Source organism: Agromyces albus (assembly GCF_030815405.1).
Lineage (GTDB): Bacteria > Actinomycetota > Actinomycetes > Actinomycetales > Microbacteriaceae > Agromyces > Agromyces albus_A.
Genome location: NZ_JAUSWX010000001.1, coordinates 2,133,328 through 2,157,367 on the forward strand (window position 1 = coordinate 2,133,328; position 24,040 = coordinate 2,157,367).

Below are 24,040 nucleotides of genomic sequence, written 5' to 3' on the forward strand. Positions count from 1 at the left end.
CAACCACTTTACCGGCGCGAGCGGATCCGATAGCGGCTGATGGCCCGGCGGATTCGTCCCGCGGCGGCGTAGACCGCAGCGGTCGCGGCATCCGCCTCGGTCCAGCGTGCCGTGACGACCTCGTCGGGTATCTCAGTGCCACCGAACACGTCGCGATCGATCGTCGCCGCGAGCGACGCGAGTCGCACCGGCTCGGAGGGCTGTTCGCCGGGCGATCCGTTCGCCCCCGAATGTTCGAGACCCTGCTCAGCCGCCTGCCGTTCGAGCAAGCGAGCGGACTGCAGGCGAGTGCCACGGTCGGGCGGCTCGAAGCCGAGCTCCGCGTATCGGTCGATCAGTTCCTCCCACGCGCCCGCCGCACGCCGATCATTGGCACCCTTCAGCCGCATCCGTCTGCGTCGCCGCTTCATGAGGGCCACGGCGAGGATCGGCAGGAACACGATGGCGAGCGGGATGCCGACGACACCGGCGACGACCCAGACCCAGCCGGGCACGGCGAACGCCTCGTCACGGTCGTCTTCCGTCTCGTCGATCTCGACGGTCGTGAGCAGGTCGTCTTCGATCTCCTCCGCTCGCGGAGGCTGGCGGACCTGCGGCTGGGGTTCGGACTTCGGCTTGGGCGTCTGTTCCTGCGGCACGTCGACCTGGTCGGGAGTGGGGCGGAACGAGATCCAGCCAACTCCCTCGAACGGCACCTCGACCCACGCGGTGATGTCGCCGCCGGTCACCTCGACGCTCCCGCCCTCGGCGGGCACCTCGGGTGCGAATCCCATGACCACCCGGGCCGGATAGCCGAGGTGCCGAGCCATCAATGCCATGGCGGAGGCGTACTGTTCCTCGTCACCGACCATCTGGGATCGGGTGAAGAGCTCGATGATGCGGTCGGCACCGTGCCCGGCACGGGACGGCACGGCGTCGGACGCGAGCCCGTGGCTGAGGAATCCGCCGGTCTTGAGCGCACGCTCGATGTTCCGCAGTTGCTCGATCGGACTCGCGGCATCGCCGACGAACTCATCGGCCTTCGCCGCGACCACGTCGGGTGAGTTCGCCACGACGGGCAGCGTCAGGCTCGCCACGGGCACGTCGATGAGTTCCTCGAGCTCGGGCTCCTCCTGGATGCGCGCGTCCAGCCGGTACTTGGCACCGTCACCGAGACCGCTCGTGAGCACCGCGGTACCGGCGGCCGGGTTGTATCGGAGGTCGCCCTCGCGAGCGGCCGTCTCGTCGTCGAGCAACTGGAGCGATGACCCGTATCCCGCCATCGGAATCCAGACGTCGTCGTAGCCGGCCACCTCGACCTCGACCTCACGCCGGCTCCCGAGGCTCGCGAGCAACGGCTCGGGGAGCGACTCGCCGACGATCGCATAGCCGCCGCCTTCTGCACCGACGTCGTCGGGACCGGCGACATTCCACAACCGGCCCGTGTACGAATCCATCGTCGCCAGGCGGATCGTGTCTCCCGGCTCGAGTCCGGTGACCTCGAAGAGCGGCGTCTCGGCGAGGTCTTTCGTGTACTTGCGGAAGCCCGACAACGGGCTCGGGAACTCGAGCGGGTCGAACGGCGGCACGATCTCCTCGCGCAGCACGAATCGGTCGGGCGTCACGGGTGCGAGGGCTGCCCCGGCGAGCGTTCCGACGGCGATGGCGCCTGCCACGACGATGGCCGTGCCGGCGAGCTTCTGCCTGCGCAGACGCTGCGCCCCCTCGCCGCTCGCCTCCACGGTCGCGCCGCGACGCCATGCGATCCAGACGAGGGCCAGCACCGCGAAGGTCACCCCACGCAAGCCGGCGAAATAGGCTTCGTCGGTGCCGAGCAGGATGCCCGAGACGTACAGGAGGATCGGGCCGATGAGCAGCACGCTCGATCGGAGTGCAGTGCGTCGCCTCACGAGCCATCTCGTGACGAGCATGGTGCCGACGAGCGAGACGACCCAGGCCGCGAAGTACGGGACGGCCGCGACGTAGTACGGCGCCTCGACGGGCGTGCCGATCGTCACGATGTCGGCCCAGCCGAACACGGCGCCGAATGCGAGGCCCACGATCGACTCGAGGCTCGGCAGAACGACGAAGGTGCCCGCGCCCGGCATGGTGAACGGCGTGCCGAGCAGGAAGTACCCGGCAAGGCCGAGGAGCACCGTCGTGAGCACTCCGAGTCGCCAGAGCGATCCCGCCACCGCGGCGAGTGTGCCGACGGCGAGCCCGCCGAAGGCCGCCAAAAGGAAGTTCAGGTCGCCGAACGACGTCTCGTAGCCGAGTACGCCGATCAGGGAGAGCGCACTGAGGACGAGGAGGTCGCCGACGGCGCTGCGGGAAAGCCTCGTCATGGCCGCACCCTCCGCATGATTCGAGGGAGATCGGCGAGGTCGCCGATGGTCACGATGACGGCGCCGGCGATCTTCGAGATGCGGGATGCCGCGCCGAGCTCGACGCGCATCGCCACCATCGTGGTGTCGGCGCTGAAGACCGTCTCGATGGATCGGAACTCCGCAACGGGCATGGTCGAGCCGGCGACGGCGATCACGACGCTCGGCGGAGGCAACCGCTTCGTGGCCTCGCGAACGAAGTCTCGCACCGAGGCGAACTCGCCGCCCGTCGGTTCGATTCGCGACGAGTCGTCGAGCAGCGTCGTCGGCGTGGCCGTGCGAAGGGCGAGGCCCTCCGTGACGACGGCGAGTCGCGTGCCGTCGCGAATGACCTGTACGGCGATCGAGGCGAGCACCGAGACGCCGAGCTCGAACTCCTCATCGGACGCGTAGAACTTGCGTTCGGTCGTCTGCAGGAGCGTGAGCTGCGATCGCCGCGTCTCCTCGTACTGGCGCACCATGAGCTGACCGGTGCGCGCCGAGGTGCGCCAGTGCACGTTGCGCAGTGCGTCGCCCGGCGCGTAGGCGCGCAGGGCGTGGAACGAGATGTCGTTGTTGGTGATGGTCTTGGTGATCTCACCCTCGAGGTCGCGCATGAGCCCTGCCGCCGACGGTTGCAGCCTCGCGGTGATCGGGTGTACGAACAACTCCACCGGATCGGTCCATCGCACGGTGCGTCGAAGCAGGCCGAGCTGGTCTCCGCGAACCGACTCCGCCGGGCCGGCCACGATGACGGCCCGCCGGTTGGTGGGCACGGCGAACAGCTCTTCGTGCTCGGCTTCGGGCGCGAGCGCCGGCACCATGAACTCCGCGAGACCGGCTCCGACGGGCAGCTCGAGTCGCGACGGCGTCGATGCGCGAGAGCCGGCGTTCGTGACGAGCATCCGGCCCAGCGCTCGCTCCCCTGCCACGACGCGCGCGGGCTGCAGCTCGATTCCGACCCGGTAGCTCATGCGGCCGAACACGAACGCGACGGCGATGAGCAACGCCGCAAGCAGGGTGAAGCCGAGGAACGCGAACTCGATCCAGCCGAACATCCACGCGAGTACCAGGGAGACCACCGCTGCCGCGAGCACGAGCCATCCTGTCGTCGAGACGACGCTGACGACGGGTGACGCGAACCGGGCGACGACCTGCGACGCGTCGGCGGCGCGCGTGATGGCCGATCGAGCGGATGCCGCGACGGCTCGCCCGGTCGTTCGCAACGCGATGCGCGCCTGCGATGGGGCCGGTCGCGCCGCGGTCTCCCCGCTCATGCCGCCCGGTACGCGGGCGGAGCGATCTCGACGAGCACTCGAGAGACGATGTCTTCAGCGGTGATGCCGGCGAAGTCGGACTCGGGGTCGACGATGATGCGGTGGGCCAGCACGGGCACGGCGAGATCGCGCACGTCGTCGGGGGTGACGTAGGTGCGGCCGTGGGCGATCGCCCACGACTTCGTCGCTCGCGCGAGCGCGAGTGCGCCGCGCATGCTGACGCCGAGGGCGGTGTCCTGGTGCTCCCTCGTCGCGGCCACGATCTGGTTGAGGTACGAGAGCACGGATGCATCGACGTACACGTCGGACGCCAGTTGCGCCATCGTCATGATCGAGCTCGAGGCGATGATCGGCGAAACGCGGGAGGCGCGGGCGCGGTTCGCCGAATCGAGGAGCAGCGTCACGGCCGTGTCGTGGTCGGGATATCCGAGCGAGGTCTTGATCAGGAACCGGTCGAGCTGCGCCTCTGGGAGCGTGTACGTGCCGGCCTGCTCGACCGGGTTCTGCGTGGCGATGACCATGAACGGGCTGCCGACGTCGTAGCTCACGCCGTCGACGGTGACCTTGCCCTCCTCCATGACCTCGAGGAGCGCCGACTGCGTCTTCGGGCTTGCGCGGTTGATCTCGTCGGCGAGCACGATCGACGCGAAGATCGGGCCGCGGTGGAATTCGAAGTGAGCTTTGCCCTGGTCGTAGATCGTGACCCCGGTGACGTCTGACGGCAGCAGGTCGGGCGTGAACTGGATGCGCGAGTGGGTGCCGTCGAGCGTGTTCGCGAGCGCCTTGGCGAGCACCGTCTTGCCGGTGCCGGGGAAGTCCTCGAGCAGCACGTGCCCGCCGGCCAGCATGGCGGTCACGACGAGTTCGATGACCTCCCGCTTGCCGAGGATGGCCTGGTCGACGTTGTCGACGAGCTTGCTGAAGGCATCCTGGTACCACTGGGCCTGTTCTTGCGTCACGGACACGTTCGGACTCTCCCTCCATTGCGGGCGCCGTGTTCGACTGCCCGTTTGCCGTACTCAGCGGCACCTGACTGCTGCGACCTCAACCCCGGGCCCTCACACCCGGTCACCAATTGTTGCTCCTGACGCCGTCGATCACCACGTACGCGTCGGGGTACCCGCACCAGGCTTCGGGGAACTTACCCTTGTAGCTGCCGCGGCCACCGTTCACCGAGATGCGGATGTCGGTCGAGAGTCGGGTGCCGTTGCACATCGCGTAGCCCGACGCCGTGCCGTCGGGGAAGCCCGAGACCGACACGTTGTACTGCCAGCAGTCGCCGTTGCAGTAGCCGTACGGTCCGGAGTAGTACCCGACGCGATCGCCCTTCGACAGCGACACCGTCTTCGGGGGGTTGCTGACGCCGACGGCGGCGGCATCCGCGGGGCCCGTCTGGTTGCTGCCGTTGTTGATTGCCCGAACCTCGATGCGATACGTGCCGGCGCCCCTGTTGTTGATCGTGGCCGATCGGCTCGTCGTCTCGTTCCAGCCGCCGCCGTCGAGCCGCCATTGGTACCTGACGGAGCCGCCGCCCGTCGAGTTCGGGACATCCCACCTTGCGGTGAGATCGGCCGGTGCGTAACCGGAGGCGGTGAACGAGGTGATGCGGGGCGCGCTCGGCGTGCCATAGGGCGTGCCGCTCGTGCCGGGCGAGGCGGCCGAGGTGCCGATCGCGTTCACGGCACGCACCGTGAACGTGTACTCCGTGCCGTTCGTGAGGCCGCCAATGGTCTGCCCCACACCTGCCGCGGACGCGGGGAAGTCCGCGGTCCTGTTGTTGTACTCGACGATGTACCCCGTGATCGGCGAGTTGTTGTTCGCCGGGGCCCTCCAGGTCACGGTCGCCTGGGCATCGCCCGCGTTCACTGTCGGAGCGTTCGGCGCGTCGGGAGCGGCACGCACGATGATCGTCGCACGGCCCTGCGTCTCACGAGCGGGGTCTTTCGTGGCGTCTTGGATCCGGTAGATCACGCTCAGCGTTCCGGTGAACGAGGCACCGGTGCGCACGGTGATGCCCTCGGCGGTGAAGCTCACTGACGCGCTCGATCCGACATCCGCTTGGTCGATCTCCGCGGCCACGACACGGAGCGGCACCTCGGGGAACGGGTTGAAGTCATTGGCGAGCACGTCGACCGTCTGCGTCTGGCTGCGCAGCATCTCGACAGGCCCGTCGTCGACGGCCTGCGCCGGAGCTCGTGTCGACGAGACGACCTTCACGTCGACGTAGCCGGGAACCGTGAACTCGTTGAACTTCACGTCGAAGGTGATGCGGGTCGCAGCGCCGGGCTGCACGCCGAGCGGCGCGGAGAGGTTCAGCGTGCCGCCGTCGATCGTCGCCTGAATGTCGGCGGTGACGCCGCCGATATTCGAGTAGCTGATCCGCTGGATCGCATCGGGGTTCGGGTGGTCGGTCGAGGACCGCAGATCGACTTGCAGCGCGGCCTCGCCCGCCTCGATCGTCTCGCTCCGCGGCGTGAACACCGGAGGCGTGTCCTCGAAGTTCGGATCGCCGACCGTGATCGGGATCGTGAGGATCGCCTTGCGTCCCTTCGGGTCGTCGGCCGACGCGCCGTCAGTCACTTCGAACGTGACCGACGCCTCCCCGCGATAGTCCTTCGCCGGCACGTACTGGAGGTTCTCGCCGTCGATGAACGCCGATTCCCCGGCATTGGTGCTCGTGGCCGACAGGATGAGCGCAGGGTTGCCCGAAGGGACGACCACGATGTCGGCGGCGCTCCAGCTGACCTTGCCGTTCATGGGAATGACGATGGGCTCGAGGTCGGCGAGATGCGGGCCCGGAATGGTCGGCTCCTCCTCGGCGTCCTCCGTTGCGCTCGCCGACGGCGGCACGATGACGAAGGCCATCGCGTCGAGATCGTCGAGCTCGTTCGTGAGCCGGTAGGCGACGGCGAAGCGCTGCTTCGCCGGGCGCACGACGATGCTGCCGTCGGCCTGCACCTCGGCCCGGTTCGCGTTGGGGCCCTCGACCGACACGACGAGGTCTTCGACGAGACCGCCCGCGTTCGTGGCGTCGTCGAGCGGGCTCACTTCGATCGAGTCGACGTCGAGCACGTCTTCGGGTTCGATGACCTGGTCTTCGGCGGTCGGCGGAAGGATGACCGCGTTCTCCTTCACCGCGATCTGAAGGAACGCGCTGTCGGCGCCGCCGTGCCCGTTCGAGATCTCGTAGCGGATCGTGAACGCGCCCTCCTGTTCGGGGGCTGTGACCACGACGCGGCGTTGCTCGCGCACCTTGGCCTTGATGCCCTCGTCGACCTCGGCGAGCCCGGTCACCTTCAGGCTGTAGCCGCTCGGATCAGAGTCGTTCAGGAGCACCTCGACGGATGCCGTGCGGCCGGGCTTCATCTCGACGGTGTCGTCGACGGCCTTCGGGGGCAACGCCACCGCCGGCCGGGGAATGACGCCGATGCGAATGGTGCCGATGGCAGCCTCGCCCTGCGCGTCGCGAAGCTCGTAGGTGAAGGTGTCGGTGCCCGTCGAGCCCGCGAACGCCTCATACGTGAACGACGTGCTGGTCTGGTCGGCGACGCGGCCCAGACTCGGCGCCGCCTTGATTCCCGTGAGCACGACCGAGTCGCCGTCGGGGTCGAGCCCATCGAGTGGCACGTCGATCTTCACGGCGGATCCCGCGAATGTGCGCGAGGTGAGCGGCGTGGGCAGTGGCGGCCGATTCTCGCCGGCATCCTTCGCGACCACGGTGAAGTTGACCTGTGCGCGAGCGGTCTGTTCGAAATCGTCGCCGATCGTGTAGACGACCGAATACTGGCCGGCCGCTTCGGGCGCTTGGAAGCGCACCGTCTCCTCACTCACGAAGGCGAGCCCCTCGGGGGTCTGCGCTTCCGCGAGATCTGGCAGCACCTGGATCTTCGCCCCGTCGGGGTGGTAGTCGTTGTCGAGCACGGGAACCGTGACGATGTCTCCGGCGCGCACGTTGACGTTGTCGTCGAGCGCCACCGGCGGCTGGTTGTTCACGAGCGGCGGCACCGGCACGACGATGACCGTGGCGGTCGCCGTCTCGATGCCGTCGGAGATCGTGTAGTTGAACTGCAACTGTCGATCCAGCGCAGCGGAAGCCGTCACGCGGGCGACGGTGTTGGTGATGATCTCGACCGAGACGAGGTCGTCGGTCATCGAGTCGTCGACGGATTGCACCGCGAGCACGCGCCCGGTGGGTGAGACGTCGTTGGCGAGCACGGCTACCGAGGTCGGCTCGCCGGGCCGCAGGTATGCGGTGTCCTTCACGGCGATCGGCGGTTGCGCCTCGGTGGGCGGATCCACGACCTGCACACGCACGAGCCCGACGCTGACCGCGGCATCCGCTCCGAGGTTGTAGACGAAGATGTACTCCCCCGGCGCGTTGGCACTGAAGCCGATCGTTCCGCGTTCGAGGTTCGGTGTCACGGAAGCCCCGCCGGGCACGTCGGCGACGCCGAGCAGCGAGAGCGGGGCACCCGACGGTGTCAAGTCGTTCTCGAGGGGGTTCACGAGCACCGACTCGCCGGTGAACACCTTGGCGAAGTCGGGCGTTCCGACGGGATTCAGCGTGCCCGTGGGCTTGACGTCGACCGTCAGGACGCCGGCCGCTGTGGCCTGACCGTCGGAGACCGTGAACTGCACCTCCTTGAGCCCGAGCTCGCCCGATTGGTGATCGAAGGTCACGAAGCCGTCGGGGCTGAATCGTGCGGAGTCGCCGCTCGTCGGCGAGGCGTTGACGAGGAACACGTCGTCGCCGTCGGGGTCGATCCAGTCGGCGAGCACGTTGTACGAGATCTGCTGGCCCTGCTCCACGCTCACCGCACCCGAACGCAGCGACACCGGTGCCGCGTTCTCGGGCTCGGGCACGACCCGCACGTTCACCGACGCCTCGGACGCGCCCTTGCGACCGTCATCCACGCCGTATCGGAACGAGACCGTGCCGGCAGCACCCTCAGCCGGCGTGAACTGCAAGGCCCGACCGCCATCGATCAGCTCGAGCCGCCCCTGCGACTCCGCGACCTCCGACGTGCCGCTCACCGTCAACACGTCGCCATCGGGATCCGTGTCGTTCTCGAGCACCTCGAGCACTGTCGTGCGCCCGGGACGCACGCCGTAGTCGTCGTCCCGTGCCAGCGGCGGACGGTTCGCTTCAGTGCGTTCGGCCAAAGTGTCTTCGAAGGTCTGCTGGGCGCTCTTCTCGTCGCCTTCGAGCTCGTCGGACTCCTCGGGCGGTGTGACCTCGTCCCAGTTGTCGACCAGCCGAAGATCCGAATCCACGAGCCACGCGTTCCCGTTGGTCAGGTCGTTCAGCACGATCACATCCCGGTTCACCCGGAATTCCAGCCGCGACCCCACGGTCGGCTGCTCGATCTGCTGCGGCGCCGGCTTCTCGCCCTCGCACGCCGACAGATACGTTGACGACGTCGCCCACGCCCCATGGGCGCAACCGTTCAGCCACACCGGCGCGGCAACCTCATCGGCCGACTCCGCTGCAACGTCGGCACCGTTCTCGACGACCCGAACGTCGCCCCCGCCGAGCGGCACCTCCAGCAACGCCGACGCCGACGCCACGAACGCCGAATCGTGCTCGGCACCCGACTGCTGCAGCCTCAGCCCAGCCTCGGGCAGCTCGATCACCCGCCCGTCGACGACCACCGCGTTGCGCTCGACGTCGAGGATGACCGCACGATCCCCCACTGCCGCCAATTGGTGCTCACCCAGCCGCGGCAACTCCGACGCCGCGGGGTCGCCGCCGCCTGGCGCGATGCGGTACAAGGTCTTCTTCGACGGTGACGTCGCGAAGACGACACCTTCGGTCGTCACCGCGACCTGCGCGCCGTCACCGAGCTTGACCAAGGGGTCGGTGCCGCGGGGATCGAACGAGAGCTCCCCGCCCGCGGGCGTGGTCCACAGCTCGCCCTTCGACGAGAGGATCGCGAGCACGTCGCCGCCGTAGGCGATCTCGGAGCCCAGCGGCACGTCCACGCGCTGCGTCAGCGTCGTGAACGCGGGGTCGATTCGCTCGATGGAGCCGGCGCTCGCGTCGTAGAGGAACGCGTCGTCGCCGTTCTGGAAGACATCCATTTCGTTCGACACGGTACTCACGGCGGCGTCGAGCTCTTCGATCTGCCGATTGAGGCGACCGGCGAGCAGCTCCTCGCCGTTGGTCACCCACACCTCACGCGCACGCAGATCGGGATCGGTGACCGGGAACCCCTGATGCAGCACGGCGAACGTGAGCGGCACGCCTGCGAGCACGGAAATGGCCACGGTCGTGGCCAACGTCTTGCGAGGGCGAAGCCAGGACGAGAAGGTACCCAACCGTCACTCCCTGATTTTCACTGCAGACATGAGCATGAGATCGGGATCGGCCCCCAACTCCGGGGTACACGCTAACACGGCTGATGACCGGTGCCACATGGGGAGAACTCCCCTCGCCGTGCGTTGCTCATTCGGACGGAGGCTGCTCGGACTTCTGGAGATCTGCATCGAGCAGGGCGAGATCGTCGATGCTCACGAGCCGCGTGGCCACGGCATACTCCACGAGCCGGGCACGCCGATTCGTCGCGAGCTTTCCGCGGCCGCCGCGGAGTCCGTTGACCCCGATCTTGTCGAGCTTCTCGCAGACGTTGTCGAGCTTGCGATTGAACGTCGTCATGCTCCATCCGAGACGTGCCGCCGCCTCAGCTGAACTCGGAACCACGGCCCGGCCGGCGGATGGCTGCGACAGCAGGTTCTCCGCGAGCGCCACGACGAGCAGCCGCTGGCTGCTCGTGAGGGTGACCGGCAGCACGGTGGTGCCGCCGTCGACCGGCGTCGCGGTGAGCGAGGTGTTGTAGAAGTCCTCTTCGGCGTGCACCGTGAAGTCGTACGTCGTCGCGCCGGCACTGAACATGACGTGCACGGCCTGGAACACGAGCGGCAGCTTCGCCCCGGGCGCCACCCATGCCTGCACGCTGCCGGTCGCGTCGGAGACCGTGGCCGAGAGCAACTGGCCGACGTTCGAGAGCCACCACAATCCGTATTCGGCAGAGAGGGTCAAGAACGTGCGGTGGAGGTAGGGGTTGTCATCGATCGTGAGGTCGGATTCCCGGCCGATCGTGAAGGGCTCCCCGGCTTCGACGGTGTACCACTCCCCGCAGTACTCGACGCGCAGCGGCCTCATGGTGAGCAGCCCCGCTGGGGCTCCGAGGTCTTGCTGCCTCGTTGCACCTGCACGTCGATGCAGAGCGGCACTCCCGGCGTCGCCCCGCTGATCGTGATGGTCGGCCCCTCGGAGACCTGCGCATTCCCGCTGCCGTCGGCGCGCTTCCAGCGGTAGACGTCTCCGTTCTCGACGGGTTCGTGGGAGACGTCGAACGCGACGGAGGCGCCGTCGGCGCTCGGCACGCCGGGCGAGATCGTCGGCATCGGAACGGTGGCAGCCAGCAGGGCGTCATCGGGCTTCGCGGTCGGCGTCGTCGGCGGCGTGGGCATCGACAGCGTGCCGGAGAGTGCGATGGCGATGCCGACGACGGCGAGCACGACGATGCCGGCAGCGACGCCGATGACGGCGCCGACGCTCGGCCGACGGGACTTCGCGTTGGTCTCGCCGGGCAACGCCGGAGCGGCACCCGCCCTCGCGGCGTGCGGCGGCCGCACGATCGTCGCATCGGCGACGGAGGTGTTCGTGATCGCAGGCGAAGCAGCCGGGGAACGGTCATGAGCGGGTGCGGATGCCGCGGCGCCGCGAGTCCGCACGACCGTGTGGTCGTCGACGGGCGTTTCCACCGCCGACGCGCCCGTCGGAACCCGCGGTTGCGGGTCGACGCGCTGGGGCGAACGCGCGCGGGTGGCATTATCGTCGCCGGTGGCTGCCGGGGACGGTGCCACCGGTCGCGGCGACTGGGCCTCGACGGTGCGAACGGAGCGAGCGCGCGTGGCATCCGCTTCGTCGGTCTCGTCGGCTTCTGCACGCACGGAGGCGAGGTTCGGCACCTCGATGTTCGTCGCCGCGTAGCCGAGCTCGAGCTCGACCCGCTGCAGGGCGCGCGCGAACTCGACGGCACTCGGGTAGCGCTCATCGCGTCGTGTCGCCATGCCCTTCGCGAGCACGGTCTTGAGGCTGCGCGGCACGTCGTCTCGGTCGATCGGCGTAATGGCGCCGCGTTCGATGCGCCCGATCAGGTCGAGCGAACCGTTCGACCGCCCCGCGATCTCGAACGGGGTGCGCCCCGCGAGTAGGGTGTACACCGTCGCGGCGAGCGAGAAGACGTCGCTGCGCGTGTCGGGCTTGGGATCGTCTTCGAACATCTCGGGCGGCGACCAGGGCACGCTCATGCCCACTGCCGATTGGGCCGACCCGGTCGACGAGCTGTCGGGGGCCGCCGTGATCGTGTGGACCGGCAGCTCACCCTCGAGATTCGAGGAGATGCCGAAGTCGGTGAGCGCGGGCCAGCCGTAGTCGTTCGTGAGCACGTTCGCCGGCTTGATGTCGCGGTGGAGGATTCCGGCGCCGTGCGCGGTGGCGATGGCGCCAGCGAGTCGGATGCCGGTGCGGAGCCCGTCTTCGACCGCGAACCGTTCGCGCTTGTAGCGTTCGGCGAGGCTCGGGCCGGAGCAGTACTCCATGACGAAGTACGGGCGGCCGTCGGCCGAGACATCCGCGTGGAAGATCGTGACGATGAAGGGGTGCGCCGACAGCTGCGCCATGAGGTTCGCCTCGGCGACGAACTGCGCCCTCGTGTCGCGCCCGAGCTCTTCGGTGAGCAGCACCTTGACGGCGACCTTGCGGCGGGGAAGCCGCTGCTCGTAGAGGAACACGTCCGCGAAGCCGCCCGAGCCGAGGAGACCGAGCGAGGTGTAACCCGGGAGATCGGGCGGTGTCGACGGTGCTCGACGCATCAACCGCCCACCACCTGCACTGTCCAACCGCCGCCGAGGTCGACGACCGTGCCGGTGAGGACCGGGGTGGGATCACCCGCGCGCAGTTTCACGGGCGCCTTGCCCGGGGCCACCACGTGCGTGCCGTTGCGCGAATGCAGGTCGGTGATCACGACCGTGTCGCCCTCGAGGGTGAGGCGAACGTGGCTGCGCGAGATGTCTGGGTCGCCCGCACCGATCGTGAGCAGGCGCGGAATGCGGCCCCCGGACACCTTGCTGACACTGGGCGCGCGCCCGAGCACGACCTCGTGACCGATCGGCTCGAGGGTGCCGTCGGGCATGCGGACGCTTGCCAGCGGAGTGACGGATGCCGCGGCAAGGCCGCCCGCCGGCGTCGCAGCGTCTGCGCCTGCCTGCGCGGCGCGCTGCTCCCGGAGCCTGCGGATGTCGACGCTTGCGACGGTCATGCCGTCGTGGTCGCCGTCGAACTCGGGTTCGGCAGCGGGAGCGCCGGCCGCCGCGCCCGAGGCGACGCCGGCCGGGGGAACGATCGCCGACATCGGAGTCGCCGGCGTGGACACCCCGGCGACCGTCTCCTCGACCGACACCATGGTCTGCTCGGCCGGAGCTGACCGGGCCGGCGAAGCCGATTGCGCCGACGGCTTCGCCACCGTCTGCTCGGCGACCGCCGAGGCCGCCGACGGAACGGGCGGTGGCGGCGGCCTCATCGCCGGCGCTGCCGGCGGAGGAGCCTGTGCTGCTGGGGCGCTCGCTGGAGTGGTCTCACGAGCGGGGCCCGGCGCGGGGGCGGCTTCGGGCGCGGGGGCGGCTGGCGCGGCGGGGGCGGCTGGCGCGGCGGGGGCGGGGGCCGTCGCGGGCGCGTTGCCTGCCCGGCCGACGGCAGCCACTGCCTCGATCCCCTCGGAGGACACCGAGATCGCGGGCACGACCCCCTCGACGATCGGGAGCGACGCGCTGGAACGTTCGCCGGCACCGTCGATCTCGACGGAGAGCGCGCCTGACCCCTCGATCACGCGTTCCGTCCACGTCGAGACGCCTGCGCCGCCGATCGCGGTCGAACCCGAACGCACCACGATCGGCCCGCGGACGACGACCCGGGCTGAACCCACGCCTTCGTCGCGCACGACGAGCGCGAACGGTGGAGTGGCCCCGAGCCCCTGTGCGGTGAGTCGATCGAGTACGCGACCGGTCGGGTCTCCGGAAGCGAAGTCGGTCCAGAGCGTGGCGAGCTCATTCGCCGCCTCGACGGGAACGACGAGGATCACTCCCCCGCGAACCGCCGCGAACCACGCGGCGTCGGGGTCATGCCGGTACGTCGCCATTGTCGCCTCCCGATGTGCGTGGCCTGGTGTCTTCTGCAGCGTGCGAGAGCCGGCTTCGACGATCTCGCGTGGTCTCGTCGTCGTCGCCGGCCGCGCCGAGCTCGGATTCGACGACGATCGCCGTCACGTTGTCGCGCCCGCCGTGAGCGAGGGCCGCGTCGACGAGCTCGCCGGCGAGTCCAGCCGCGTGGCCGGTGTCGCCGACGAGGACTCGGGCCATCCCGTCTTCGTCGACCTCTTTCGAGAGGCCGTCGGAACAGACCAGGAAGACCTGGCGGCCGGCCGCGGGAATCAGCCAGACATCGGGATCGACGAAGTCGTCGGCACCGATGGCCCGGGTGATGACATTGCGCTCGGGATGCCGCTCGGCCTCATCGGCCTGGATGAGACCCGCGTCGACGAGCTCCTGCACCGCGGAGTGGTCGACGCTCAGCTGCTCGAGACGGCGGCCGTCCCACGCGTAGACACGCGAGTCGCCGATGTTGAAGACCATCCAGTGAAACCCGGAGCCGTCGCCCGCGTCGACGAGGGCGACTCCGGCGAGCGTCGTGCCGGCGACCGCGGTGCCCTCTTCGCCGGCCTCGCTGAGTGCGCGTACGGCCTCGTTCGAACTGTGGATCGCGTCGAGCACCTGCTCGGGAGACGACGGCTTTCCTGACTCGAGGTGGCGGCGGAACGTCTCGATCACCGCGCGGCTCGCGGCATCGCCCCTGGCGTGGCCGCCCATGCCGTCGGCGACGAGGTAGACGGGCGCCTCGGCGAGGAACGAGTCTTCGTTGACCGTGCGCACCCGCCCTACGTCGGTTCGCGCACTGTGCGCGATGAGCGCCGATCCACGCGGCAGGGCGACGACGCCCTCGCCATCACCCGACACGATTCTCCTCGAAACAACTCTCTACCGGGCGCCGGCCCGAGCACCCCACGGGGGCGCCGCCCACCCACGCTAGCAACTCCCGTGTCATCATGCCGAACCCCTGTGGATGTGTCGCCACTAGCGGTGGTGCGAATCCTCGGTGAAATGCGGCACTTCGTCCATGAGCTTGTTGCCGCGCTTGTTCGCGTCGACGCGGGCCTTCACGAGGCTCGCCACGGTCGCCACGGCCATCGCCGCCACGATCACGATGAGCGACATCCAGGTCGAGATCTCGGGTGCCCACTCGATGTGCTCGCCGCCGTTGATGAACGGGAGCTCATTGCCGTGCATGGCGTGCAGCACGAGCTTCACGCCGATGAACGCGAGGATGAAGGCGATGCCGTACTTCAGGTACTCGAGGCGCTCGAGCAGCCCGCCGAGGAGGAAGTAGAGCTGGCGCAGGCCCATGAGCGCGAACACGTTCGCGGTGAACACGATGAACGGGCTCTGCGTGATGCCGAAGATGGCCGGGATCGAGTCGAGCGCGAAGAGGAGGTCGGTCGTGCCGATCGCGACGAAGACGATGAGCATCGGGGTGAAGAACTTGCGGCCGTCGATCACGGTGCGCAGCTTCACGCCGTCGTACTCGTCGGTGAGGCGCACTCGCTTGCGCAGCATCCGCACCACGAACGTCTCGGACTCCTCGTCTTCGTGGCTGTCGCGCACCTGCTGGATGGCGGTCCAGACGAGCCAGGCGCCGAAGATGTAGAAGATCCACGAGAAGTTCTCGATGAGCGAGGCGCCGAGCAGGATGAAGATGCCGCGGAGGACGAGCGCGATGATGATGCCCACCATGAGCACCTCCTGCTGGTACTTCCGGGGCACCGAGAACCTCGCCATGATGATGACGAAGACGAACAGGTTGTCGATCGACAGGCTGTATTCGGTGAGCCAGCCGGCGAGGAACTGCCCGCCGTGCTCGGCGTCGCCCAGCACGAACATGAGCCCGGCGAAGACGAGCGCGAGCGCGACGTAGAACACCACCCAGAGCGTCGACTCACGCAATGAGGGCACGTGCGGCCGCTTGAGGACGAGGAGCAGGTCGCCGACGAGGATGAGCGTCAGGACGACGAGGGATCCGATTTCGAACCAGATGGGAAGGTCGAGTTGCACCGGGGGCCTTTCGAGGATTCGGGGGACGGCGGAATCCGAAAGTCTCTCCCTGCGCTGCCAGTGCAGCCTCCACGACCGGAGCGGCTGCGGCGGCGCTCGTATTGACGAATCGTGAATCGAGACGGATGCCTCGCGGGATACTCCCCTTCGCTCGCACGAGTCTAGCCGACGCGACCACCTAGACTCGAACCCCATGATCCGAGGAGAGAACGCTTGAGCGCCACCAAGACGCCGCCCCCTTCCCCTGACTACCGCATCGCCCCCTGGTCGAGCGCCGTGGGCCTCCTGATCTTCTTCAGCCGCTGGCTGCAGGCCCCGCTCTACCTGGGCCTCATCGTCGCGCAGGCCGTCTACGTGGTCGTCTTCATGATCGAGTTGTGGCACCTCGCCGAAGGGGTCATCTTCCACCCCGAGGACATCACCGAAGCCGCGATCATGCTGTCGGTGCTCGGGCTCATCGACGTCGTGATGATCGCGAACCTCCTGATCATGGTGATCATCGGCGGCTACGAGACGTTCGTCTCCCGCATCAAGGTCGACGGGCACCCCGACCAGCCCGAGTGGCTGAGCCACGTCAACGCCAACGTGCTCAAGGTCAAGCTCGCGATGGCGATCATCGGCATCTCGTCGATCCACCTCCTGAAGACCTTCATCGAGGTCGGCGACATGAGGGGCGGCGCGACCGACGGCGCTGAGACCGGGGAGCGCTACACGTCCGAGGGCGTGATGTGGCAGGTCATCATCCACTCGGTGTTCATCCTGAGCGCGCTCGCGCTCGCGCTCATCGACCGGATGTCGTTCCACAAGATCGCGCCGCACGACGTGCTCGACGGTGTGCCGGTGGCCTACCCCGGCGCGCGACGCGGGCTCGACGAACTCGAGGAGCCGTTGGAGCTGACCTCGAGCGCGCGCGAGCGCTGACGTTCAGGCGGATGCCGCGTCGCGACGGCGTGGCATCCGCATGCGTTCGGCGCCTTCGAGTCGTCGAGCCCGGAAATGCCGAATGCCCTCGCGAAACGCGAGGGCATTCGTGTTGTCTGACAACTCAGCGTGACCCCAGCGGGATTTGAACCCGCGCTGCCGCCGTGAGAGGGCGGTGTCCTAGGCCGCTAAACGATGGGGCCGAATTGACAACTTGAAGAGTATGACACAGGCGCCGGGCCGCCGCAAAATCGATGCGGGGCGCGGCATCCGACGACCTCACCTGAAGATCGACACGGCGCCCGGAACGATCTCGACATCGATCGGAAGCGGCCCGATGCGCTCACCGTCGGCGTACGCGACGATGTCGTCGGCCTCGATCCGCACGTGCTTCGCGGGCACGAACTCGACGGCCGGATGATCGGTGTGCCGACCCGCGAAGACCTTCGGGAAGACCGCGATGAGGCCCGCCCGCGAGAGCGGATGCACGATGAACACGTCGAGCAGCCCATCGGTGAGATCGGCGTGCGGCACGATCTGCATGCCGCCGCCGAACGAGGAGTTGTTCGCGACCGAGACGAGCATGGCGCGCTGCGTGCGCGGCACTCCATCGATTGTGAGCGTGTAGGTGCGCGGCCGGAACGTGGCGAGCTCGCGCACGAGGGCGATCGTGTATCGGCTCGCGCCGCGCGGCCGCGACATCCTATTCGACCGCTCGTTCACGACCGCGTCGAATCCGGTCGAGACGACGTTCGCGAACCAGGTTCGCAGCTCGCCGTGGCGGATGACTCCCGCGTCGACCGCGTGTGGCGGGCGAGCGACGGCCGCGACGAGCGCCTCGATGGCCGCGGCCGGGTCGTCGTGCGGCAATCCCAGGCCTCGAGCGAAGTCGTTGCCGGTGCCGGTCGCGACCATGCCGAGGGGCACGCCCGTCTGCGCGACGAGGTTCACGCCGAGCGACACGATGCCGTCGCCGCCGACGACGATGAGCCCGTCGGTGCCCTGCGCGAAGGCCGACTCGGTCTCACGACGCAACAGCTCGAAGTTGGCCTCACGCAGCATCGCGACCTCGAATCCCTCGCGAGTCAGGCGCTCGACGACCGCAGGCCCGACCGCACGATTGCGACCGAACGAGGCGGCCGGATTGACGGCCACGAGCAGGCGCTGCGGGGGTGGGGTCATGCTGCGATTCTGGCAGCCCACCGGGTTGCGCACCGAGCGGGACTCGGTGTTGTCTCGAAGCATGCGCCTCACCAAGCTCGAACACGCCGCGCTCGTCGTGGAGGACTCCGGAGACAAGCTGTACATCGACCCGGGGTCGTACACGACGCCGATCACGGAGTCGAGCGGCGCGGTCGCCGTCGTGATCACGCACGAGCACCCCGACCACTGGACGCCGGAGCAGCTCAGCCGCATCGTCGAGGCGAACCCGGGGGTGCGCATCTTCGGCCCCGCAGGCGTCGCCGCGGCGGCAGCGGCGTTCCCGGTCGAGACGGTCGCGGCCGGCGACGAGGTCGAGGTCGGCCCGTTCCGCTTGCGATTCTTCGGCGGTCGCCACGCCGTCATCCACCCATCGGTGCCCATCATCGACAATGTCGGCGTACTCGTGAACGACTCCCTCTACTTCGCGGGCGACTCGTTCACCGTGCCCGACGGAGTCGAGGTCGACGTGTTGGCGGTGCACGCCAACGCGCCGTGGATGAAGATCAGCGAGGCGATGGATTACGTCGTCGCGATCGCTCCCAAGCGCGCGTTCCCGACGCACGAGATGCTGCTCTCGCGCGTCGGCAAGTCGACGGCGAACGTGCGCCTGAAGTGGGCGACCGAGCAGGGCGGCGGCGAGTACCTGCCGCTCGAGCCCGGCGACACGATCGACTTCTGAGCGCTCGCCGGCTCCTGACGTCAGGCCCGGCGGTCACCGATCAGTCGGGGCCGCGACCGCCGTTGCCGTTCCCGTTGCCGTTGCCGGGACCGTCGTTCGCGCCGCCGTCACCACCGCCTCCATCGGGGGCCTCCCCCGCCTGCTCCTGCTCGCCACGGTCTGCAGGTGCAGATCCGGGTGGCGGCCCGACGGGCGCCGGCCCGATCTCGGTGAACCCGTCGCCGCCGTACTTCGCGGCAGCCACCGACATCACCGCCGGCCACATCCGGTGCCTGGCCGTGGCCGCCTGTCCGCTGTCGAAGAAGATTCCCCGCTGGTTCGCTTCGCCGTTCACGCTCACGACGGCGGCGACGGTCGCGACCTTGGAGCTCGCCCCGACCATCCACGTGTCCTTCGCGCCGTCGGTCGTGCCGGTCTTGCCGATGAGCGGCACGCGAGGATTCGTGCCCTGGTTCGACGCCTGCGCTGTCCCGCTTGTCATCACGCGGCCCAACGCGAAGTGCATTGCCGCGGCCACTTCGGGCGACACCGACTGGGTGCACGTCGACTTCGGGACGGGAATCTCCGCACCGTCGCGGACGATCCGATCGATGGCGATGGGGGTGCACGTGACGCCATTGTTGGCGATGCCGGCGAAGGCGACGGCCATGCTGAGCGGGGCGACCTCGTTGGTGCCGATCACCGACGCCGGCCCCTGCTGGAGCGGGTCGCCGTCGGCACGGTGCATCCCGAATGCTTCGGCGGTCTTGCGGATGCCGCAGAGATCCAATTGCTTGGCCATTCCGACGAACCCGGTGTTGATCGAGCCGATCGTCGACTCCAGTGCCGTGTAGTTGGCCCCCGACTCGTTGGCATCGTTGCGTGGATTCCAGTTGCCGGCGTTCTGCGGCCCGTTGCAGTTGTCTTGGAAGACGCCCCAGTTGCTCTTCGGCCGTGAATCGACGCGTTGAGCGAGGCTATGCCCTTCATTGAGCCATTGCGCCAGCGTGAACACCTTGTACGACGAGCCCGGCTGGAACCCGCGGGACCCGCCGTGGGTGAAGTCGGTGTTGTAGTTGATACTCGTGAACTGCGGACCCGACTGCAGCACGGCGGGGTCTTGACTGTAGGACTTGTTCTGCGCCATGGCGAGCACGCGTCCGGTGCCGACCTGCACGCTCGAGACGACCGCGCCGACGTCCCATCCGGGATATGCCTGCGGCACGTTCTGGCCGATCGTGGTCTCCGCCGCGTTCTGGAGGTCGAGATCGAGCGTCGTGTACACGTCGTACCCGCCGCGTCGGAAGTTCATGAACCGCGTCGCCTCGTCTTCGCCGAAGATGGGATCGTTCTGCAGGATGTTCTTCACGTAGTCGCAGAAGTAGGCGCTTCCGGCCGCCGTCTGGCATCCCGTGCTCGGCTCCTGGATGGCGGGCTGCACCGGAGTGGCGATGGCCTCGTCGTACTCGGCTTGCGTGACCTTCTTCTCGGCCAGCATGGCCCCGAGGATGTAGTCGCGCCGGTCGTGGTTGGCGGCGTAGCCGTTGGCGGCGCCGTTCGTCTCGCTGTCGGGTTTGTCGAGCTGGAACTTGACGGGGTTGTTCACGATGGCCATCAACGAGGCGGCCTGGGCGAGGGTGACGTTCGCGGCGCTCGTGCTGAAGTAGTAGTTCGCCGCCGCCTCGACGCCGTAGACGGTTCCACCGAATCCGGCGATGTTCAGGTAGCCGAGGAGGATCTCACTCTTGCTGTATCGTTTCTCGACGCCGATCGCGAGCCGCATCTCCTTGAGCTTGCGGTCGATGGTGGTCTCGGTGACCTTGTCGTAGCAGCCCGCCTTCTCCTCCTCGTCGGCGGCGTCCCGCTCGCACTCCTGCACGCGTACATTCTTCACGTACTGCTGGGCGATCGACGAGCCGCCCTGAGTCTCCCGGCCCGCAGCGGTCGTGACGGCAGCGCGGATGGTGCCCTGCAGGTCGACGCCGCCGTGCTCGTAGAAGCGGGGGTCCTCGCCAGCGACGGCGGCATCCTTCACATACCCGCTGATGGCGTCCCAGCCCACCTCGACGCGGTTCTGGTCGTAGAACGAGGCGAGGAGCGCGACGCTGCCGTCGGACCTCGTCGCGTAGATGTTGCTCTTCTCCGAGAGCTCGTCGATCTCGAGGTAGCTCGGCAGATTCTCGAACATGCCGATGGTGCCGGATGTCGCCATGCCGACGGTCGCGAGCGCGGGCGTCATCCCGGCGACGACGAGCATCGCCGCGCCGGTGCTCGCGACGATGAGCCCGATGAATCCACCGATGACGCCGCCGAACGTTCTGGTCTCGGCGAAGTCGCGGTTGCGCTTGTTCCGCGTGACCATGCGAGTCACCGAGCGCTTGCTCCGGGTGACCATGCGGGCGACCGAGCGCTTGCTGTGGGTGACCATCGGTATCACCACCCCCAAGCCTCTTCGCCCGCGTACGACGATGCGGTCTGGCGCCGCGGGCTCGATGCCCCAGATCGTGTCATCGTCTCTATGCAACTGTAACGCGGGCAGGTTGTCGAGTGGGTTGCATCCTGGGCCTCGATCGCCGAGACTTGCGCACCGGTGAAGACGTGGCTGTCGGCGGCCCGCGCGCACAAGAAAGGCCCGGAATTCCGGGCCTCGATCGCTTTCGAACTGGCTGGGGTACCTGGACTCGAACCAAGAACAACGGTACCAGAAACCGCCGTGTTGCCAATTACACCATACCCCAATGGCGGGAACCGAAGCTCGCGCCGACATGCAACTCTAGCCTACCGATCGCACCCGGTCCAAACTGAGCGCGCGTCGCAGCGCGCGACGTCGAACGGGCCCCGCGCGACGTCGAACGGGCCCGCCGGGGCATCCGTCGCCCACCCGAGCCCTTCGCTCATGCCGTCAGCGCCACGAGTCGATCGATGCGTTCGAGCGAGTCGATCTTGCCGAGGATCTGCATCGACTCGAAGAGCGGCGGTGACACGCGACGACCCGAGATCGCGGTGCGCACCGGGCCGAAGGCGACGCGCGGCTTGAGGCCCAGGCCGTCGACGAGGGCGCCGCGCAGTGCCTCTTCGATCTGTTCGTGCGTCCACGCCTCGGCGGGCAGCCGTTCGAGGGTGGCGCGGGCGGCGTCGAGCACCGACCGGGTGTCGGCCGGCAGTGCTGCAACGGCGGACTCGTCGTACTCGAGGCCCGCGGCATCAGTGAACAGGAAGCCCAGCATGCCGGGCGTCTCGCCGAGCAGGGTGATGCGTTCCTGCACGAGCGGTGCCGCCTCGACGAGCACCGCCTCCTCTGCCGGGGTGATCGGAGTGGAGACCGCGCCGGCGGCCTGCAGGTAGGGCACCGTGCGAGCCACGAACTCGGCGACGTCGAGCCGGCGCAAGTGGTCGCCGTTGATCGCCTCGGCCTTCTTCAGGTCGAATCGCGCGGGGTTCGGATTCACGTCGGCGACGTCGAACTTCGCGATGAACTCCTCGCGGCTGAAGACGTCGCGGTCGGCCGAGAACCCCCAGCCGAGCAGGGCGAGGTAGTTGAGCAGCCCCTCGGGGATGAATCCGCGATCGCGGTGGTGGAACAGGTTCGACTCGGGGTCGCGCTTCGAGAGCTTCTTGTTGCCGTCGCCCATCACGTAGGGCAAATGTCCGAAGCGCGGCACGAAGGGTGCGACGCCGATGTCGATGAGCGCGTGGTACAGCGTGATCTGGCGTGGCGTCGACGAGAGCAGGTCTTCGCCGCGCAGCACGTGCGTGATGCCCATGAGCGCGTCGTCGACGGGGTTCACGAACGTGTAGAGCGGCGCGCCGTTCGGGCGCACGGCCACGAAGTCGGTCGTCGAACCGGCCGGGAAGTCGATGCGACCGCGCACGAGGTCGTCGAACGCGATCTCGACGTCGGGCACGCGCATGCGGAGCGCGGGCACCCGGCCCTCTGCACGAAATGCCGCGCGCTGCTCGTCGGTGAGGTCGCGATCGAAGTTGTCGTAGCCGAGCTGCTTCGGTCGGCCGGCGGCCTCGTTGCGTGCGTCGATCTCGTCGCGCCGTTGAGTAGCTCTCGTACAGGTGGCCGGCGGTCTTCAGCTTCTCGATGATCTCGGCGTAGACCTCGCTGCGCTGCGACTGGCGGTAGGGCGCGTACGGTCCGCCGACGCCGACGCCCTCGTCCCAGTCGAGGCCGAGCCACGTGAGCGCGTCGACGAGCTGCTCGTAGCTCTCTTCACTGTCGCGAGCGGCATCGGTGTCTTCGATGCGGAACACGAACGTGCCGCCGGTGTGCCGCGCGTACGCCCAGTTGAAGAGGGCCGTGCGGACGAGGCCGACGTGCGGCGTGCCGGTGGGTGAGGGGCAGAAGCGCACACGGATGTCGCTGCCGGTGGCGGTGGTCGTGGGGTGAGCTGTCTCAGGCATACGCCTCAATGGTAGCGAGGCGTGACCCTCGGGGAATCGCGCGCTCGGCGCGACTCGGCTCAGCCGGGTGCGAGTGCCTGCAGAGCGGCGAGGGTCGCGCCGATCGCGGGCACGCGCTCGGCCCCGCGAGCGGTCACGAGATGCAGCGAGCGCACGTCGGCTCGCGCGGTCGGCCGGGTCACGATACCGGGATGCCGCGGCGACGCCTCGAGCGCGAGCGCGGGCAGCAACGCGACGCCGAGCCCCTGCGCGACCATGCCCTCGACGGCGACGAAGTTGTCGGTCTCGAACGCGATCCGGGGCGTGAAGCCCGCGGCGCCCGCGAGCTCGAGCAAGTGGCCGCGACATCGGGGGCATCCGGCGATCCACGGCTCGCCCGCGAGCCGATCGAGCTCGACGACGTCGGATTCAGCGGCGGGATGCCCCTCGGGCAGCACGAGCTGCATCGGCTCCTCGGCGTAGGCGCGCACGTCGAGGCCGCGCGCGCTCGCCCTGTGCGGGTCGTCGCGATCGCCGGGATAGCTGAAGGTGATCGCGAGATCTGCGCGGTCGGCGCGCACCGCGTCGACCGCCTCGGGCGGCTCGGCCTCGACGTACGTGACCGCGACGCCCGGATACTCGCTCGCGAGCGACGCGATCAGCCGTGGCACGAGCGTGGCCGACGCCGAGGGGAACGCGACGAGCCGCACCCGGCCGGAACGAAGTCCGCGGATCTCGGCGAGCTCGCCCGCTGCGGCCTCGAGCGCCGTGGTGACGGCGAGCGCATGCCGGGCGAGCACCCGGCCCGATTCGGTGAGGCGGATGCCGCGGCCCACTCGCTCGACGAGCGCGATGCCGGTGCGCTCCTCGAAGCGCTGCAGTTGCTGGCTGACGGCGGGCTGGCTGTAGCCGAGGGATGCTGCCGCGGCCGTGAGCGACCCATGTTCGGCGATCTGGCGCACGACGCGCACGGTCTGCAGGTCGAGCGTGGACGCGAGGTGTTCCACGGAGGCGTCGGACAT

General features: G+C 68.6%; 14 protein-coding genes, 2 tRNA genes and 1 pseudogene. 2 read left to right on the forward strand and 15 right to left on the reverse strand.

The genetic code is table 11. From position 1 onward, the window contains the following. Positions 1–8: 8 nt before the first annotated feature. The 9 genes from QFZ29_RS10005 to QFZ29_RS10045 form a co-directional block, all read right to left on the reverse strand. Entirely contained in the window at positions 9–2,324 is a 2,316-nt protein-coding gene (locus QFZ29_RS10005) for a transglutaminase family protein (RefSeq protein ID WP_306893973.1), read from the reverse strand. After that, the gene (locus tag QFZ29_RS10010; RefSeq protein ID WP_306893974.1) at positions 2,321–3,619 is read right to left on the reverse strand and encodes a DUF58 domain-containing protein; all 1,299 of its coding nucleotides are present in this window, start codon (positions 3,617–3,619) and stop codon (positions 2,321–2,323) included. The genes QFZ29_RS10005 and QFZ29_RS10010 overlap by 4 nt, the downstream gene beginning before the upstream one ends. Continuing rightward, positions 3,616–4,584 (reverse strand): AAA family ATPase, encoded by a 969-nt coding sequence (locus tag QFZ29_RS10015; protein WP_306893975.1) that lies wholly within the window; start codon positions 4,582–4,584, stop codon positions 3,616–3,618. The genes QFZ29_RS10010 and QFZ29_RS10015 overlap by 4 nt, the downstream gene beginning before the upstream one ends. 103 nt (positions 4,585–4,687) lie before the next feature. Beyond that, entirely contained in the window at positions 4,688–9,886 is a 5,199-nt protein-coding gene (locus QFZ29_RS10020; protein WP_306893976.1) for an Ig-like domain-containing protein, read from the reverse strand. A 178-nt stretch (positions 9,887–10,064) separates the two neighbouring features. Continuing rightward, complete coding sequence (locus QFZ29_RS10025; protein WP_306893977.1) at positions 10,065–10,781, reverse strand: hypothetical protein; 717 nt, start codon at positions 10,779–10,781, stop codon at positions 10,065–10,067. Further along, positions 10,778–12,499 carry a serine/threonine-protein kinase gene (locus QFZ29_RS10030; protein ID WP_306893978.1) on the reverse strand — a complete coding sequence of 574 codons (1,722 nt, stop codon included), beginning with the start codon at positions 12,497–12,499 and terminating at the stop codon, positions 10,778–10,780. The genes QFZ29_RS10025 and QFZ29_RS10030 overlap by 4 nt, the downstream gene beginning before the upstream one ends. After that, positions 12,499–13,821 carry an FHA domain-containing protein gene (locus QFZ29_RS10035; protein WP_306893979.1) on the reverse strand — a complete coding sequence of 441 codons (1,323 nt, stop codon included), beginning with the start codon at positions 13,819–13,821 and terminating at the stop codon, positions 12,499–12,501. The genes QFZ29_RS10030 and QFZ29_RS10035 overlap by 1 nt, the downstream gene beginning before the upstream one ends. Further along, complete coding sequence (locus QFZ29_RS10040; protein ID WP_306893980.1) at positions 13,802–14,695, reverse strand: PP2C family protein-serine/threonine phosphatase; 894 nt, start codon at positions 14,693–14,695, stop codon at positions 13,802–13,804. Before QFZ29_RS10040 ends, QFZ29_RS10035 begins: the two co-directional genes overlap by 20 nt. Before the next feature lie 117 nt (positions 14,696–14,812). Beyond that, on the reverse strand, positions 14,813–15,847 hold the full coding sequence (locus tag QFZ29_RS10045; RefSeq protein ID WP_306893981.1) for a TerC family protein: 1,035 nt from the start codon (positions 15,845–15,847) through the stop codon (positions 14,813–14,815). Positions 15,848–16,060: 213 nt separating this feature from the next. Here QFZ29_RS10045 and QFZ29_RS10050 point away from each other — a divergent pair, with 213 nt between their 5' ends. After that, entirely contained in the window at positions 16,061–16,768 is a 708-nt protein-coding gene (locus QFZ29_RS10050; protein ID WP_306893982.1) for a TIGR00645 family protein, read from the forward strand. Positions 16,769–16,898: 130 nt separating this feature from the next. Here the strand turns inward: QFZ29_RS10050 and QFZ29_RS10055 are convergent. Together QFZ29_RS10055 and QFZ29_RS10060 are read right to left on the reverse strand one after the other, a co-directional pair. Continuing rightward, positions 16,899–16,971 (reverse strand) — tRNA-Glu (locus QFZ29_RS10055). 76 nt (positions 16,972–17,047) lie between these two features. Further along, on the reverse strand, positions 17,048–17,950 hold the full coding sequence (locus tag QFZ29_RS10060; protein WP_306893983.1) for a diacylglycerol/lipid kinase family protein: 903 nt from the start codon (positions 17,948–17,950) through the stop codon (positions 17,048–17,050). 61 nt (positions 17,951–18,011) lie between these two features. On the opposite strand from QFZ29_RS10060, the gene QFZ29_RS10065 reads away from it, so the two are divergent. After that, the gene (locus QFZ29_RS10065; RefSeq protein ID WP_306893984.1) at positions 18,012–18,650 is read left to right on the forward strand and encodes an MBL fold metallo-hydrolase; all 639 of its coding nucleotides are present in this window, start codon (positions 18,012–18,014) and stop codon (positions 18,648–18,650) included. Between the two features lie 40 nt (positions 18,651–18,690). On the opposite strand, the gene QFZ29_RS10070 is transcribed toward QFZ29_RS10065, so the two are convergent. From QFZ29_RS10070 to QFZ29_RS10085, 4 genes and pseudogenes are all read right to left on the reverse strand, one after another. Beyond that, complete coding sequence (locus QFZ29_RS10070) at positions 18,691–21,069, reverse strand: transglycosylase domain-containing protein (RefSeq protein WP_306893985.1); 2,379 nt, start codon at positions 21,067–21,069, stop codon at positions 18,691–18,693. A 223-nt stretch (positions 21,070–21,292) separates the two neighbouring features. Beyond that, positions 21,293–21,367: transfer RNA gene (locus tag QFZ29_RS10075), tRNA-Gln, on the reverse strand. 156 nt (positions 21,368–21,523) lie between these two features. After that, a pseudogene (gene gltX, locus QFZ29_RS10080) lies at positions 21,524–23,039 on the reverse strand (glutamate--tRNA ligase). Positions 23,040–23,098: 59 nt separating this feature from the next. Next, the gene (locus QFZ29_RS10085) at positions 23,099–24,040 is read right to left on the reverse strand and encodes a LysR family transcriptional regulator (protein ID WP_306893986.1); all 942 of its coding nucleotides are present in this window, start codon (positions 24,038–24,040) and stop codon (positions 23,099–23,101) included.